Source organism: Paraburkholderia sp. BL6665CI2N2, assembly GCF_004366535.1.
In the GTDB taxonomy this organism is placed as follows: Bacteria; Pseudomonadota; Gammaproteobacteria; order Burkholderiales; family Burkholderiaceae; genus Paraburkholderia.
The window spans coordinates 2,711,090-2,726,553 of record NZ_SORC01000001.1; the positions used below are offsets into that span (position 1 = coordinate 2,711,090).

Annotated in this window: 6 protein-coding genes, 2 tRNA genes and 3 rRNA genes; 4 read left to right on the top strand and 7 right to left on the bottom strand. The window is 59.4% G+C overall.

The genetic code is table 11. From position 1 onward, the window contains the following. Both cyoA and B0G81_RS12085 read right to left on the bottom strand, forming a co-directional pair. Positions 1–900 carry a ubiquinol oxidase subunit II gene (cyoA, locus tag B0G81_RS12080; RefSeq protein WP_116123758.1) on the bottom strand — a complete coding sequence of 300 codons (900 nt, stop codon included), beginning with the start codon at positions 898–900 and terminating at the stop codon, positions 1–3. Between the two features lie 369 nt (positions 901–1,269). Continuing rightward, the gene (locus B0G81_RS12085) at positions 1,270–2,832 is read right to left on the bottom strand and encodes an NADH-quinone oxidoreductase subunit M (protein WP_116144600.1); all 1,563 of its coding nucleotides are present in this window, start codon (positions 2,830–2,832) and stop codon (positions 1,270–1,272) included. A gap of 688 nt (positions 2,833–3,520) precedes the next feature. Here B0G81_RS12085 and B0G81_RS12090 point away from each other — a divergent pair. The 3 genes from B0G81_RS12090 (at position 3,521) to B0G81_RS12100 (ending at position 8,407) form a co-directional block, all read left to right on the top strand. Continuing rightward, positions 3,521–4,258: an ABC transporter ATP-binding protein gene (locus B0G81_RS12090; RefSeq protein ID WP_134135660.1), complete on the top strand. Its 738-nt coding sequence runs from the start codon at positions 3,521–3,523 to the stop codon at positions 4,256–4,258. Further along, positions 4,248–6,818, top strand: a complete 2,571-nt coding sequence (locus B0G81_RS12095) for an ABC transporter permease (protein ID WP_134143087.1) — start codon at positions 4,248–4,250, stop codon at positions 6,816–6,818. The genes B0G81_RS12090 and B0G81_RS12095 overlap by 11 nt, the downstream gene beginning before the upstream one ends. A gap of 521 nt (positions 6,819–7,339) precedes the next feature. Then, positions 7,340–8,407 (top strand): carotenoid 1,2-hydratase, encoded by a 1,068-nt coding sequence (locus tag B0G81_RS12100; RefSeq protein WP_134143088.1) that lies wholly within the window; start codon positions 7,340–7,342, stop codon positions 8,405–8,407. A gap of 76 nt (positions 8,408–8,483) precedes the next feature. Here B0G81_RS12100 and rrf read toward each other — a convergent pair. From rrf to B0G81_RS12125, 5 genes are all read right to left on the bottom strand, one after another. Further along, positions 8,484–8,597: ribosomal RNA gene (gene rrf, locus B0G81_RS12105) — 5S ribosomal RNA — on the bottom strand. A gap of 207 nt (positions 8,598–8,804) precedes the next feature. Further along, positions 8,805–11,687: ribosomal RNA gene (locus B0G81_RS12110) — 23S ribosomal RNA — on the bottom strand. A 318-nt stretch (positions 11,688–12,005) separates the two neighbouring features. Then, positions 12,006–12,081: transfer RNA gene (locus B0G81_RS12115), tRNA-Ala, on the bottom strand. 86 nt (positions 12,082–12,167) lie between these two features. Next, positions 12,168–12,244, bottom strand: a tRNA-Ile gene (locus B0G81_RS12120). Between the two features lie 82 nt (positions 12,245–12,326). After that, positions 12,327–13,857, bottom strand: a 16S ribosomal RNA gene (locus B0G81_RS12125). The 16S, 23S and 5S rRNA genes sit together here with 2 tRNA genes alongside, the layout of an rRNA operon. 656 nt (positions 13,858–14,513) lie before the next feature. Here B0G81_RS12125 and B0G81_RS12130 point away from each other — a divergent pair. Then, positions 14,514–15,458, top strand: coding sequence for a flagellar brake protein (locus B0G81_RS12130; RefSeq protein ID WP_134135662.1), 945 nt, complete (start codon positions 14,514–14,516; stop codon positions 15,456–15,458). Positions 15,459–15,464: the final 6 nt, after the last annotated feature.

The window sequence follows — 15,464 nt, forward strand, 5'->3', positions numbered from 1 at the left end:
TTACCCCTTGCCCTTTGGCGCACAGTTGGCGTCCTTCATGTTGTCGAGGACGTTGCCGTTGTTGTATCGGGCAATGATGTTGTGAAAGAGCTTCGGATCGACGCTCGAGAAGTAGCGCACCGGCTCCTTCTCGGTCGGCGCGGACACCGTGTGATAGCGGTCCATGCTGAGGTTGTCCGACGAAGCGCGCACTTTCGCAACCCATGCGTTGAATTCTTCAGGCGAGGTGGCGAGCGCACGGAACTTCATGTCCGAGAAGCCCTTGCCGCTGAAGTTCGCCGACGCGCCGGCGTAGTTGCCGGCTTCGTCCGCGATCAGATGCAGGCGCGTTTGCATGCCGGCCATCGCGTAGATCTGGCCGCCGAGCTGCGGGATGAAGAACGAGTTCATCACCGTGTCGGACGTGATCGTGAAGTTCACCGGCGTGCCGACCGGGAACGCCAACTGGTTCACCGACGCAATGCCGAGGTCCGGATAGATGAACAGCCACTTCCAGTCGAGCGCGACGACTTCGACGTTGATCGGCTTGACCTGCGACTCGAGCGGCTTGTACGGGTCGAGCTCGTGCGTGGTCTTCCACGTCAACACGGCGAGGAACAGAATGATCAGCGTCGGAATCGTCCAGATGGCGATTTCGATACCGGTGGAATGCGTCCAGCCCGGACGGTAGTCGGCGCTCTTATTCGACGCGCGATAACGCCACGCGAACAGCAGCGTGAGCGCGATCACCGGAACGACCACGATCAGCATGGCCCAGGTGGACGTGGCAATCAGCTCACGTTCCGCCAGGCCCACACTCCCTTTCGGATTCAGAATATCGAGGTTGCTGCAACCCGAGAGCAACAACACGAGGCTCGCGGATACGAAACTCATCGACCCGCGCAGAGTCTTTCCTTTCATATCCATTGCCTCTTTTTTACGTCTTCAACGAACGTCATTCGACCGCTCTCCAATAGTAAGCGCTCGCATAATAGGGGCACGCCCGGCCGTAATAAACACTCGATTTAGCAACGATCTATTGCGTCGCAGCACCGTGCGACACGTTGCCGCACACTTGCGCGCGGGTCAGCAACTGAAATGCTTCGCTGCAAGGAATCGAACTATCGGCCGAACGAGAAAACCCCTTTAAACAAGCGCGAAAACGCGCTGCGGTCTATGTGGCCGCAGCACGCGTCATGCACGCAAAGAGACTTGATCAATAAGGGAAAAGCGCGTTGATGGCGCAGCACTCACCAGGTGAATGCTGCGCCTGCGCAATGCCTCGTCCGATCAGCCCGGCGAGCGGGCGGTCGCGGCTGCCGGCGCGGGCACCGCGGCTTGCAGATGCTCGCCTCCCTCGCCGCCAGCCGGCGCCGCGTCCGACGGATGGGCCGAGCGCTCCGACTGAGCCAGCAACGTGCCGACCGACGGATCGATCGCGTCGGTGAACGGCTTCGGATTAATGCCGATGGCGAGCACCAGCAGCGCCATCGCGCCGAGCAGCACGAACTCGCGCTTGCCGACATCCTTGAGATTCGCGACGCGCGCGTTGGCGATCGCGCCGAAGATCACGCGCTTGTACATCCACAGCGTGTACGCCGCGCTCAGAATCAGCGTGGTGGCCGCCATCGCGCCGATCCAGAAATTGAAACGGATCGCGCCCATCAGCACCATGAATTCGCCGACGAAACCCGAGGTGCCGGGCAAGCCGATGTTAGCCATGGAAAACAGCATCACGAACGCGGCGAAGCGCGGCATGGTGTTGGCCACACCGCCGTACTCGGCGATCGACGCAGTCTTCGTGCGGTCGTAGAGCATGCCCGTGCACAACAGCATCGCGCCCGACACCACGCCGTACGACAGCATCTGCACGATCGCGCCGGCCTGGCCGATGCGGTTGAACACGAACAGGCCGAGCGTGACGAGGCCCATGTGCGCGACCGTCGAATACGCGAGCAGGCGGCGCATGTCAGTCTGCACGAGCGCCAGCAGGCTCGCGTAGATCACCGCGACGAGCGAGAGCGTGATCATCATCGGCGCGAAGAAGTGGCTGGCCTGCGGCGCGATCGGCAAGGCGAAACGCAGCAGACCGTAGCCGCCCAGCTTCAGCATGCCGATCATCACGGCGGCGCCCGTCGGACCGTCGAGGTGGACGTCAGGCAGCCACGTGTGCAGCGGCCACATCGGCACCTTCACGCCGAACGCGGCGAGGAAACCGAGGAAGATCAGGACCTGCGGCCACGTGCCCAGGTGCGTCTCGCGCCACAGCGCGAGGTCGAAGCTGTGCGTCTGGCTGTATAGATAGAGCATCGACATCAGCATCAGCAGCGAGCCGAGAAACGACACGAAGAAGAATTTCACCGCGGCGTACGAGCGGTTCGACTGGCCCCACGTTCCGATCAGCAGATACAGCGGAATCAGCGTCGCTTCGAACGAGATAAAGAACAGCATGCCGTCGAGCGAGGTGAACACGCCCTGCATGAAGCCCGACAGCATCAGGAAGGCGCCGAAGTACTGCGCGGTCCGCTCGGTGATCGACTCCCACGAGGCGACCACTATGATGATCGTGGTGAGCGCGGTCAACGCGACGAGCCACAGCGAGATTCCGTCCACGCCCACATGCCAGGCGATATCGAAGGTGGGCGACCAGCGCGCGTTCTCGACGAACTGCATCGACGTGACGTCGTTGCGGAAATTCGACACCAGCGGAATCACCGGCAGAAAACCCGCAATCGCGCCGATCAGCGCGAGCCACCGTGTGCGACCACGTGCCGCGTCGGATCCGGCACGCAAAACCACCACGCCGGCGACAATAGGGATCCAGATTAGAAGGCTAAGAAGAGGCAATGGCATGTGCTCTATCGAAACTTGAAGTACAAAAACGCCGCATCAACGCCTTCAAAATCGAAAGCATTGAAATGGATATGTAGGCTGGATTTCGCTGAAATTTGACGTGCAATCGGGGTTGGCCGCTACACGTTTACCCGCAGTCGAATGACCAAGGGTGGGAGATTACCAAGATAAGAATACTTTTGCAGCGCAACAACGCTGCAAAGCCGCTGGCAATGCATCGTTGCGACGTCTGGGCTTGCGGAATTGATAAAAATGTGCAGATGCACAAATCCGCCGGCACGGGTTGCAGCGGCGGATTTTAGGGGAAAAAGCGAGCAGTTGATAGCCAGTTAGAAACTCTTGCGCAATCCTTCGGCGTGCGTCCGGAGCCGGAATAGACGATGCTCGTTCCTGACGGAGCAGCGACGCGCATTTCGAGCTTCCGGAGAAAATTTTTTGCTTATCCGCGAGCATAAATTTTTTGATCCTGCGCTCCAAATAATCCGGCGCAAGGTGACGAAAGTTCGGGACAGGAAATCGACGGCACGCGTGTGAGCTCGCTCCCCGACTCGCGCGTGGGGCGTCGGCGTGCCTTACAGAAGGCGAATATACTTCGGCGGTTCAAGCATAGATGTGCGTGCGCCGGTGCAGCGCTTTTCTGGTCTGCGTTTCGCCGATACGGACGCCGGCCACACTTTTCGGAAAATGCATGCCCTGTGACGAAGGCGTCGTTCCCGCGCTCGAGTGCCGCGGGCTCAGCAAGACCTACGGCGCGGGCCGCATCGTGCTGACGCAACTGGATTTCATACTCGGTCCGGGCGAGTTCGTCGCGATCATGGGCGACTCGGGTGTCGGCAAATCGACGCTGCTTAATCTCGTGGCCGGCCTGGACAGTGCGGACAGCGGCGACGTGATCATCGACGGCAGCGCCGTTTCGCGCCTGGACGACAACGCGGCGACGCGCCTGCGGCGGCAAAAACTCGGCTTTGTCTTCCAGGCGTTTCACGTGCTGCCGCATCTGACGCTTGCGCAAAACGTCGCGCTGCCACTGCTGCTCAACGAACTGCCCACCGCCGCCGCGCTCGACATGCTCGCGGCGGTCGGCCTCGGCGGACGCGGCGACGACTTTCCGCGTCAACTCTCGGGCGGCGAATTGCAACGTGTCGCGATTGCGCGAGCGCTCGTGCATCGCCCGAAACTGCTGCTCGCCGACGAACCCACCGGCAACCTCGATCCCGATACCGCGCACGAAGTGCTCGGCCTGTTCCGCGCGCAAAGCAAGGCGACCGGCGCGGCCACGATCATGGTGACGCACTCGGAAGCCGCCGCGGCCGTCGCCGACCGCATCCTGATCCTGAGCGACGGCGGTCTGCATGCGACGCCTCCCTCTACTGCCCTGACCTTCGGCTCCCGTAACCGCACGCCTTCCGCCGATGATGTCCGCTGATTCCCGTCCTCTACCGCGCTTGCGAGGCCATCGCGTTCTCGCGCGCTGGCTGCTGGGCGCCGAATGGCGCAGTCATCGCGGACGCGCCCTGGTTGCAATGGCAACGATTGCGCTCGGCGTGGCGCTCGGTTACGCCGTGCAGTTGATCAACAGCGCGGCCTTCAGCGAATTTTCCGCGGCGGCCCGCAGTCTGTCGGGCGAAGCCGATCTGCAGGTGCGCGGCGCCCAACCGTTAGTCGACGAAGCCATCTATCCGTTAGTCGCCAACGAGCCCGGTGTCGCGCTGGCCAGCCCCGTGCTCGCACTCGATGTCACCGTGCCCGAGCGGAGCGCCGCCTTGCCGGTGCTCGGCATCGACGTGTTTAAAGCGAGCCGCATTGCGCCCGACCTGATCGGCGTGCCGTCGCCGGATAAGCCGTTCGATACCCTCGCGGCCGACACCGTGTTTCTCTCGACGGCGGCGCAGCAATGGCTAAAGGTGAAAGCCGGCGACGAGGTGGCGCTGCGAAGCGGCACCTCGATCGTGCATTTGCGCGTGGCGGGCGGCATCGTGAGAACACGGCCGGGCCAGCGGCTCGCCGTCATGGATATCGCCGCCGCGCAGTGGCAGTTCGGCAAAGTGGGCAAGCTGTCGCGAGTCGACGTGCAACTCGAACGCGGCGTCGACCGCGAGCGCTTCAGACGTGAGATGCAAGCGCGGCTCGGCAACCAGTGGGTCATTGCCGAAACGCGTGACGCAGAGAGCCGCACCGATCGCCTCTCGCGCGCGTATCGAATCAATATGAATGTGCTCGCGCTGGTGGCGTTGTTTACCGGCGCGTTTCTGGTGTTTTCGACGCAGGCGCTGAGCGTCGTGCGACGGCGCGCGCAGTTCGCCGTGCTGCGTGTGCTGGGCCTGACGCGGGGTCAGTTGTTGCGGCAGATCCTGATGGAGGGCGCGTTGCTGGGTCTGCTCGGCTCGCTCGCCGGACTCGCGCTCGGCTACGCCATGGCGAGCGGTGCGCTGCATTTTTTCGGCAGCGATCTGGGTGGCGGCTACTTTCCCGGCGTGCAGCCGCAAGTCGGCTTCGAACCGCTGGCGAACGCATTGTTTCTGATGCTTGGGCTGGCCGTATCGGTATTGGGCAGTCTCGCCCCCGCACTGGAAGCCGCGCGTGCGCGGCCCGCCACGGCGCTCAAGGCAGGCGCCGAAGAAGGCGCGTTGGCGCGGCTCGCCACACCGTGGCCCGCCCTGCTGTGTCTGCTGGCCGCCGCTGTACTGACGCAGGTGCCGCCGCTGTTCGACGCGCCGATTGGCGGTTATCTGGCCGTCGCGTTGCTGCTGGTCGGCGGGATTGCGTTGATGCCGCGCGTGACCGCGCTCATCTTCGGCGCGGCGAGCCGTGTTTTCGCCGCGCGACGCCGGGCCGGCGCGGCCGGCACGCTGGCGCTCGCGCGACTTGCGAACGCGCCTGGGCATGCGTCGATCGCCATGGGCGGTGTGCTGTCGAGCTTTGCGCTGATCGTCGCGATGGCCATCATGGTAGCGAGCTTCCGGGTTTCCGTTGAAGACTGGCTGGTTCATCTGCTTTCCGCCGATCTGTATGTTCGCGTGGCGCCGAACGGCGACACCGGCGGTTTGCGGCTGGACGAACAGAGCCGGCTCGCGGCCGTGCCCGGCGTTAGAACAGCCGCATTCGCGCGCACTTCGCATCTGACGCTCGACCCTGCGCGGCCCGACATCGCTCTGCTCGCGCGCGAGATCGACGCGGCCGATCCGGGCGCGAATCTGCAGATGAGCGGAGCCGTGTTGCCGCCTGCTGAACTTCACGCGGGCGAAACACCTATTTGGGTATCCGAAGCAATGGTCGATCTGTATGGATACAAGCTGGGCCAGCGAGTTCGATTGCCGTTTGGCGAACGCGGCCACGTGTTCGTGGTGGCGGGCGTATGGCGCGATTACGTGCGGCAAACCGGCGCCATTCAGATACGGCTCGCCGATTATCGGCGCTTGACCGGTGACACGAGTGCAACCGACGTGGCCGTCGCCGTTCAGCGGGGGACGAGTGTCGAGCAAATTGCCGTGGGGTTGCGCGCACTGCCGTTCGGGGCATCGCTGGATTTGTCGCTACCTGGTGAGATCCGCGCGCGCACGCTGGTCATTTTCGACCGCAGTTTTGCGGTCACCTATCTTCTCGAAGCGGTCGCTATCGTGATCGGCTTGTTCGGCGTGGCGGCGACGTTTTCCGCGCAGACGCTCGCTCGTTCGCGTGAGTTCGGCATGCTGCGGCATGTCGGTGTGACGCGCTCGCAGGTGCTCGCTATCCTCGCGCTCGAAGGCGGCATGCTTACCGCGTGCGGCATTGCGCTGGGCTTCGTGCTCGGGTTCGCGATCAGTCTGATCCTGGTGTTCGTCGTCAATCCGCAGTCGTTTCACTGGAGCATGTCGCTGCACGTGCCATGGATAGCGCTCGCTACCGTCGCGTTGGTGATGCTCGCTTCGTCATGTTCGACGGCGGTGATCGCGGGACGCGGCGCAGTGTCGGTGGATGCGGTGCGTGCCGTGAAGGAGGATTGGTGATGAGGGCTTTATCGCGCGATCCGGCGCGGTGGGGTATGCGCGCGGTAGCGGCGCGCTTTGATCTCGTCGGCGAGGAAAGACGGTTCGTTTCGTGGCGGCGTGGTCCGCAAATGGGGATCGTGGTTTTGGACGGGAACATGTCGAAGGACGCGTTGATTGGGCGCGAGGTGCCATGGATCGGAGCGTGCTTCGATTTGGCCGCCGGCCACGGGTATTGCATCGCTCTGCAACGACGTGAGTTGGGGATCTCGGGCGTGGATTGGGGCGAGCCTACTCCGAGCTACGGGTCGATTGGGCGCGAGATGTCATGGATGTCGGCTCGCCTGACTGTCGCGAGTGGCGGATCCAACGTCGCCCTGCGATTACGTGCGCCGCAGCTGGCGCGCGCGGCGTCGGGCGAGGCTTTGCGGGGCTACAGGTCGATTGCACGCAAGGTGTCGGCGTGCCAGCCGCCGGTTGAGTCCGGTCGTGTCGCGAATCGGCGCATAGGCAGGCGTATTCGCGGTTTGCTGTCCATCTTGATGCTGACTGCCTGGCCAGCGTTCGCCGCGCCCGAATTCGCGGCGGTCACACCCGATCACGCAATCGCCCTGCCGCAGGACACCGGCGCGCACGCGGCCTTTCGCACCGAATGGTGGTACGCGACAGGTTGGCTCACCACGCCGGATAATCAGCCGCTGGGATTTCAGATCACATTCTTCCGTTCCGGCACCGGGCATGACGCCGCCGATCCGAGTGCTTTCGCGCCTTCGCAATTGATCATTGCCCATGCCGCGTTAAGCGATCCCGCGCTCGGCCATCTTGCGCACGAGCAGCGCATTGCCCGTCAAGGATTCGGTCTGGCGTATGCGAAGCCGGCCAACACCGACGTCAAACTCGACGCATGGAAAATGGTTCGGGCCGCCGACGGTCACTACGACGTCGTTGCGGACGCGAACGGTTTTTCGCTGCATCTCAAATTGACACCGACGCAAGCGCCCTTGATTCAGGGCGAACGCGGCTATTCACGCAAAGGTCCGCGGCCTGAGCAGGCGAGTTATTACTATAGCGAGCCGCAATTGCGCGTAACTGGCGGCGTAGTTCGACCGGTCGCGGCAGGCGGTTTGTCGCATGGCGAGACTCCTGTAACTGGAATGGCGTGGCTCGATCACGAATGGTCGAGCACATTGCTCGACGCCAATGCGGTGGGCTGGGATTGGCTCGGCGCCAACCTCGCCGACGGCTCTGCGCTGATGGCGTTCAAGGTACGAAGTCGCGATGGACACGCTCTGTGGGCGCATGCGGCATTTCGCAAACCCGACGGCGAGGTAACGACATTCGCCCCCGATCAAGTCGACTTTACGCCGCTTCGCACATGGCGCTCGCCGCGCACCAACACTTCTTATCCCGTCTCGATGACGGTCAAAACCGGTCTGCTGACGTGGAAACTCGATCCGCTGATGGACGATCAAGAGCTCGATTCGCGGCAATCGACGGGCGCGGTGTACTGGGAAGGCGCAGTGCGGGTGAGCCGCGAAGGTGTGGATGTGGGACGGGCGTATCTGGAACTGACGGGCTACGCGGATGCGCGGCGGATGGGGCGGGAGTGAAGGGGGTTATACGGCGGGGGTTGTAAACGCAGAAACCCCACCTTTTCGGGGTGGGGTTTCTGTCTGCTGCTGGGGAGCCTGACGATTACCTACTTTCACACGGGTAATCCGCACTATCATCGGCGTGGAGTCGTTTCACGGTCCTGTTCGGGATGGGAAGGGGTGGGACCGACTCGCTATGGTCATCAGGCATGACTTGTTGCTGCACTGCTCGTGGAGCAATGCAGCCAATCGGGAAGAAGTAGTTTCTGGTGATGCTCACCAGAGGTAAAGCTGTTGGGGTTGTGTTGTTTCTGGCACAACACGATCACTTAACCTGAGTGTCCTTGCCCCCTTCGGGGGTGGGATGCCCGTCAGTGCTGAAGCACTAACGATCATCGCAAAACACACCTGTTATAGGATCAAGCCTTACGGGCAATTAGTATCAGTTAGCTTAACGCATTACTGCGCTTCCACACCTGACCTATCAACGTCCTGGTCTTGAACGACCCTTCAAGGGGCTCGAAGCCCCGGGGATATCTCATCTTAAGGCGAGTTTCCCGCTTAGATGCTTTCAGCGGTTATCTCTTCCGAACATAGCTACCCGGCGATGCCACTGGCGTGACAACCGGTACACCAGAGGTTCGTCCACTCCGGTCCTCTCGTACTAGGAGCAGCCCCCTTCAAATATCCAGCGCCCACGGCAGATAGGGACCAAACTGTCTCACGACGTTTTAAACCCAGCTCACGTACCTCTTTAAATGGCGAACAGCCATACCCTTGGGACCGGCTACAGCCCCAGGATGAGATGAGCCGACATCGAGGTGCCAAACACCGCCGTCGATATGAACTCTTGGGCGGTATCAGCCTGTTATCCCCAGAGTACCTTTTATCCGTTGAGCGATGGCCCTTCCATACAGAACCACCGGATCACTATGACCTGCTTTCGCACCTGCTCGACTTGTCGGTCTCGCAGTTAAGCACGCTTATGCCATTGCACTATCAGCACGATTTCCGACCGTACCTAGCGTACCTTCGTACTCCTCCGTTACACTTTGGGAGGAGACCGCCCCAGTCAAACTGCCTACCATGCACTGTCCCCGATCCGGATTACGGACCAAGGTTAGAACCTCAAACAAACCAGGGTGGTATTTCAAGGGCGGCTCCACGCAGACTGGCGTCCACGCTTCAAAGCCTCCCACCTATCCTACACAGACCGGTTCAAAGTCCAATGCAAAGCTACAGTAAAGGTTCATGGGGTCTTTCCGTCTAGCCGCGGGGAGATTGCATCATCACAAACACTTCAACTTCGCTGAGTCTCGGGAGGAGACAGTGTGGCCATCGTTACGCCATTCGTGCAGGTCGGAACTTACCCGACAAGGAATTTCGCTACCTTAGGACCGTTATAGTTACGGCCGCCGTTTACCGGGACTTCAATCAAGAGCTTGCACCCCATCATTTAATCTTCCGGCACCGGGCAGGCGTCACACCCTATACGTCCACTTTCGTGTTTGCAGAGTGCTGTGTTTTTATTAAACAGTCGCAGCCACCAGTTTATTGCAACCCCTTCACCCTTCTGGCGCAGGCCAGTCAGGCTACAGGGGCGTACCTTATCCCGAAGTTACGGTACCAATTTGCCGAGTTCCTTCTCCCGAGTTCTCTCAAGCGCCTTAGAATACTCATCTCGCCCACCTGTGTCGGTTTGCGGTACGGTCACTGTTAAACTGAAGCTTAGAGGCTTTTCTTGGAACCACTTCCGATTGCTTCTTCACCGAAGTGAATGGCCTCGCACCCTTGAATTCCGCGCCCGGATTTGCCAAAGCGCCTTCTCCAATGCAAGGACCGGGACTTCCAACACCCGGACAACCTTCCGCGATCCGTCCCCCCATCGCATTTAACAATGGTGCAGGAATATTAACCTGCTTCCCATCAGCTACGCATTTCTGCCTCGCCTTAGGGGCCGACTCACCCTACGCCGATGAACGTTGCGTAGGAAACCTTGGGCTTACGGCGAGGGGGCTTTTCACCCCCTTTATCGCTACTCATGTCAGCATTCGCACTTCCGATACCTCCAGCACACTTTCCAGTGCACCTTCGCAGGCTTACGGAACGCTCTCCTACCATGCACATAAATGTGCATCCGCAGCTTCGGTATATTGCTTAGCCCCGTTACATCTTCCGCGCAGGACGACTCGATCAGTGAGCTATTACGCTTTCTTTAAAGGATGGCTGCTTCTAAGCCAACCTCCTGACTGTTTTAGCCTTCCCACTTCGTTTCCCACTTAGCAATATTTGGGGACCTTAGCTGGCGGTCTGGGTTGTTTCCCTCTTGACACCGGACGTTAGCACCCGATGTCTGTCTCCCGTGATTGCACTCTTCGGTATTCGGAGTTTGCTATGGCGTAGTAATCCGCAATGGACCCCACAACCATGACAGTGCTCTACCCCCGAAGGTGATACACGAGGCACTACCTAAATAGTTTTCGGAGAGAACCAGCTATTTCCAGGTTTGTTTAGCCTTTCACCCCTATCCACAGCTCATCCCCTAACTTTTCAACGTTAGTGGGTTCGGACCTCCAGTACGTGTTACCGCACCTTCATCCTGGCCATGGATAGATCACCTGGTTTCGGGTCTACACCCAGCGACTGAATCGCCCTGTTCGGACTCGCTTTCGCTACGCCTGCCCTAATCGGTTAAGCTTGCCACTGAATGTAAGTCGCTGACCCATTATACAAAAGGTACGCCGTCACCCTCTTTCAAAGGCTCCGACTGTTTGTATGCATGCGGTTTCAGGATCTGTTTCACTCCCCTCCCGGGGTTCTTTTCGCCTTTCCCTCACGGTACTGGTTCACTATCGGTCGATCACGAGTATTTAGCCTTGGAGGATGGTCCCCCCATCTTCAGACAGGATTTCACGTGTCCCGCCCTACTTGTCGTACACCTAGTTCTTCCTCGCTGTTTTCGTCTACAGGGCTATCACCTGCTATGGCGGCACTTTCCAGAGCCTTCGACTAACAATGAAGATAAAGAGTACAGGCTGGTCCCATTTCGCTCGCCACTACTCTGGGAATCTCGGTTGATTTCTTTTCCTGCGGTTACTTAGATGTTTCAGTTCACCGCGTTCGCTTCACGTAGCCTATGTATTCAGCTACGGATACTCCATAAGGAGTGGGTTTCCCCATTCGGATATCGGTGGATCAAAGCTCGTTTGCCAGCTCCCCACCGCTTTTCGCAGGCTACCGCGTCCTTCATCGCCTGTGATCGCCAAGGCATCCACCACATGCACTTGTTCGCTTGACCCTATAACGGGTGTGTCTCCTGCATGATCCACTGGGAATCACACGCTCGCCACGCTCGCTACAGGTTGAGTATTCGTGTTGCGCCGTATTCCAAAAGCGATCTTTCGATCTCTCTTTTCATACATTGATACAATCACAACCCTGATTCACCTACTCAACCACCCATCTCTAAGTGATCTTTCGTGAATCTCTTTACTACTTCTTCCTGATTGTTAAAGAACGACAGCCGATATAAAGCTCTGCTTCATATCACTCTGACTGGCTCAATCGCCAATGCACAGTGCTCTGCTTCCTGCACAGAACGCTACGCATTGAGGATTGGTGGAGGATGACGGGATCGAACCGACGACCCCCTGCTTGCAAAGCAGGTGCTCTCCCAGCTGAGCTAATCCCCCAAGTCATGCACAGATAATCTCTACCTGCGTTGATACCCAGGGGTCTTAGTCGCCAAACTCGGCGATCAGCACACCAGACAAGACTTTGGTGGGTCTGGATGGATTCGAACCATCGACCCCCGCCTTATCAAGACGGTGCTCTAACCGACTGAGCTACAGACCCCTGAGTCTGTCCTGATTTCACAGCCGATAAGCGTGAGCGCTCAACGCATTGCCTTTACGGCAACTGACACGTTTAGCTCGAGAAAGGAGGTGATCCAGCCGCACCTTCCGATACGGCTACCTTGTTACGACTTCACCCCAGTCATGAATCCTACCGTGGTGACCGTCCTCCTTGCGGTTAGACTAGCCACTTCTGGTAAAACCCACTCCCATGGTGTGACGGGCGGTGTGTACAAGACCCGGGAACGTATTCACCGCGGCATGCTGATCCGCGATTACTAGCGATTCCAGCTTCACGCACTCGAGTTGCAGAGTGCGATCCGGACTACGATCGGTTTTCTGGGATTGGCTCCCCCTCGCGGGTTGGCGACCCTCTGTTCCGACCATTGTATGACGTGTGAAGCCCTACCCATAAGGGCCATGAGGACTTGACGTCATCCCCACCTTCCTCCGGTTTGTCACCGGCAGTCTCCCTAGAGTGCTCTTGCGTAGCAACTAGGGACAAGGGTTGCGCTCGTTGCGGGACTTAACCCAACATCTCACGACACGAGCTGACGACAGCCATGCAGCACCTGTGTTATGGCTCCCTTTCGGGCACTCCCACCTCTCAGCAGGATTCCATACATGTCAAGGGTAGGTAAGGTTTTTCGCGTTGCATCGAATTAATCCACATCATCCACCGCTTGTGCGGGTCCCCGTCAATTCCTTTGAGTTTTAATCTTGCGACCGTACTCCCCAGGCGGTCAACTTCACGCGTTAGCTACGTTACCAAGTCAATGAAGACCCGACAACTAGTTGACATCGTTTAGGGCGTGGACTACCAGGGTATCTAATCCTGTTTGCTCCCCACGCTTTCGTGCATGAGCGTCAGTATTGGCCCAGGGGGCTGCCTTCGCCATCGGTATTCCTCCACATCTCTACGCATTTCACTGCTACACGTGGAATTCTACCCCCCTCTGCCATACTCTAGCCCGCCAGTCACAAATGCAGTTCCCAGGTTAAGCCCGGGGATTTCACATCTGTCTTAGCGGACCGCCTGCGCACGCTTTACGCCCAGTAATTCCGATTAACGCTTGCACCCTACGTATTACCGCGGCTGCTGGCACGTAGTTAGCCGGTGCTTATTCTTCCGGTACCGTCATCCCCCTCAGGTATTAACCAAGAGGTTTTCTTTCCGGACAAAAGTGCTTTACAACCCGAAGGCCTTCTTCACACACGCGGCATTGCTGGATCAGGCTTGCGCCCATTGTCCAAAATTCCCCACTGCTGCCTCCCGTAGGAGTCTGGGCCGTGTCTCAGTCCCAGTGTGGCTGGTCGTCCTCTCAGACCAGCTACAGATCGTCGCCTTGGTAGGCCTTTACCCCACCAACTAGCTAATCTGCCATCGGCCGCCCCTGTAGCGCGAGGTCCTAAGATCCCCCGCTTTCATCCACAGATCGTATGCGGTATTAATCCGGCTTTCGCCGGGCTATCCCCCACTACAGGACACGTTCCGATGTATTACTCACCCGTTCGCCACTCGCCACCAGGATTGCTCCCGTGCTGCCGTTCGACTTGCATGTGTAAGGCATGCCGCCAGCGTTCAATCTGAGCCAGGATCAAACTCTTCAGTTCAAACCTGTTACTGTTTTTCGGTTGTTTTACCAACCGGTCGCTCACTCAACGTACTGACGAATGATCCTTCCATCTTTCAATGGAAAAACCTTCCTTTCATTACTGTGTGAGACTTGATACTTTCGCTTCATCCGGCAGATCCCGAAGGGCCCGCCGGCGCGTCGCGCATCAAGCGCCCACACTTATCGGCTGTTAATTTTTAAAGATCGAGTACGCATTCACCACCGAACCCGCACCGCCAGTCGTCAACATCACAACCACCCGGCACCGCTTCGTTCTGCGTCGCTGCATCAGCAGCAGAGAAACGAGATTATGGAGAGCGAGCGACAGGTCGTCAACCCCTTCGCGCAATATTTTTCGGAAAGTTAAGAGGCACGGAAACAGACCGCTCCAACAACGCCGCCCAATTAGTTAGCCATCCGATTTAATTGACTGCTCATGAGGCAATCGTACTCGCGACGGCCAGCTAGCTGATCAGGGGCCGCACCTCCCCGCTGTCAAAACAGCCAAGCGAGCCTCCTCACTATATAGACACAAGGCGCACATCCGACAGCAGCGTCGAAACAACTGGAAAGCCGGCACCACCGCAAAAAACTAAAGTTTCGCAGTCGCCAGCCGTCAATCAGGATACCCCGTCACTTAAATAGCCGCCGACCATGGACAATCCAGTCGAGGAACACGTCGAGGAAGCCTCATCCGCAGCGCAGACGGCAGCGCTGAATCCGGAGCAGGTGCCAGTAGGCGCGCCCCTGGACTGGCCGATCGTCGACGCCGACGGCACGCTGCTGTTCGCGAGCGGCACCATCCTGGCGACCACGGACGAGCGCAAATTCCTGTTCGGGCACTTCCGTCCGCAGCGCGGCGACTTACTGGACGCTACCGCGCAACCGCCACTGCCGGCAGAGCCGCAAGCGGATCCCAACGGCGCACTGACGCTCAAGGACATGCATCTGGAAATCGGTGCTTTGGTCGGCATGCGCTCGCAGCTCGGCAGCGGCGCGCCCATGCACCCGTGCCGCATCATCGGTTTCGCGCCGAATCATTCGCTTTTCGTCACTCCGCCGATGCACGACGGCCGCATCTTCCCGCTCAGCATCGGCGAGAACATCGAGATCGTCGCGATCGCCAGCCATGCGGTGTTCCGGTTCGTCTGCACGATCGAAGCGATCTGCCGCACGCCGTTCGACTACGTCGTGCTGTCGAAGCCCGGCGTGGTCCGCCGCCTGCGCGAACGCAAATCGATCCGCGTCCGCGCGCACCTGGCGGTACGTTTCGGCATCGGTCAAAGCGGGGAATCGTATGAGGGCCTTGGACTCGCGAAAGGCATCAGCGCGCTCGGCATGTCACTGGACGCCTCATGGACTCTCGGCGCCGTCGGCGACCGGTTGCGCGTTGCGTTCCGGCTGAAGTCCAAGGATCTCGACATGGAGATCGAAACCACGGCGCTGATCCGCAACGTGCAGAAAGGCCGCGGCCCCGGCGAGCCTTCAACGCATGGGCTCGAACTCGATCAACTCGACGCAGCCCAGCAGATGGCGATGAAAGTCTTCGTATTCGACCGTCAGGACGATGTGGTGTATTGGTCGAACGGCCTGAAATAAGCGCTC

Coding starts and splice junctions, on each gene's coding strand:
- B0G81_RS12095 (WP_134143087.1), top strand. CDS start 4,248: ATGTCCGCTGATTCCCGTCCTCTACCGCGCTTGCGAGGCCATCGCGTT.
- B0G81_RS12090 (WP_134135660.1), top strand. CDS start 3,521: ATGCCCTGTGACGAAGGCGTCGTTCCCGCGCTCGAGTGCCGCGGGCTC.
- B0G81_RS12130 (WP_134135662.1), top strand. CDS start 14,514: ATGGACAATCCAGTCGAGGAACACGTCGAGGAAGCCTCATCCGCAGCG.
- B0G81_RS12100 (WP_134143088.1), top strand. CDS start 7,340: ATGCTGACTGCCTGGCCAGCGTTCGCCGCGCCCGAATTCGCGGCGGTC.
- cyoA (WP_116123758.1), bottom strand. CDS start 900: ATGAAAGGAAAGACTCTGCGCGGGTCGATGAGTTTCGTATCCGCGAGC.
- B0G81_RS12085 (WP_116144600.1), bottom strand. CDS start 2,832: ATGCCATTGCCTCTTCTTAGCCTTCTAATCTGGATCCCTATTGTCGCC.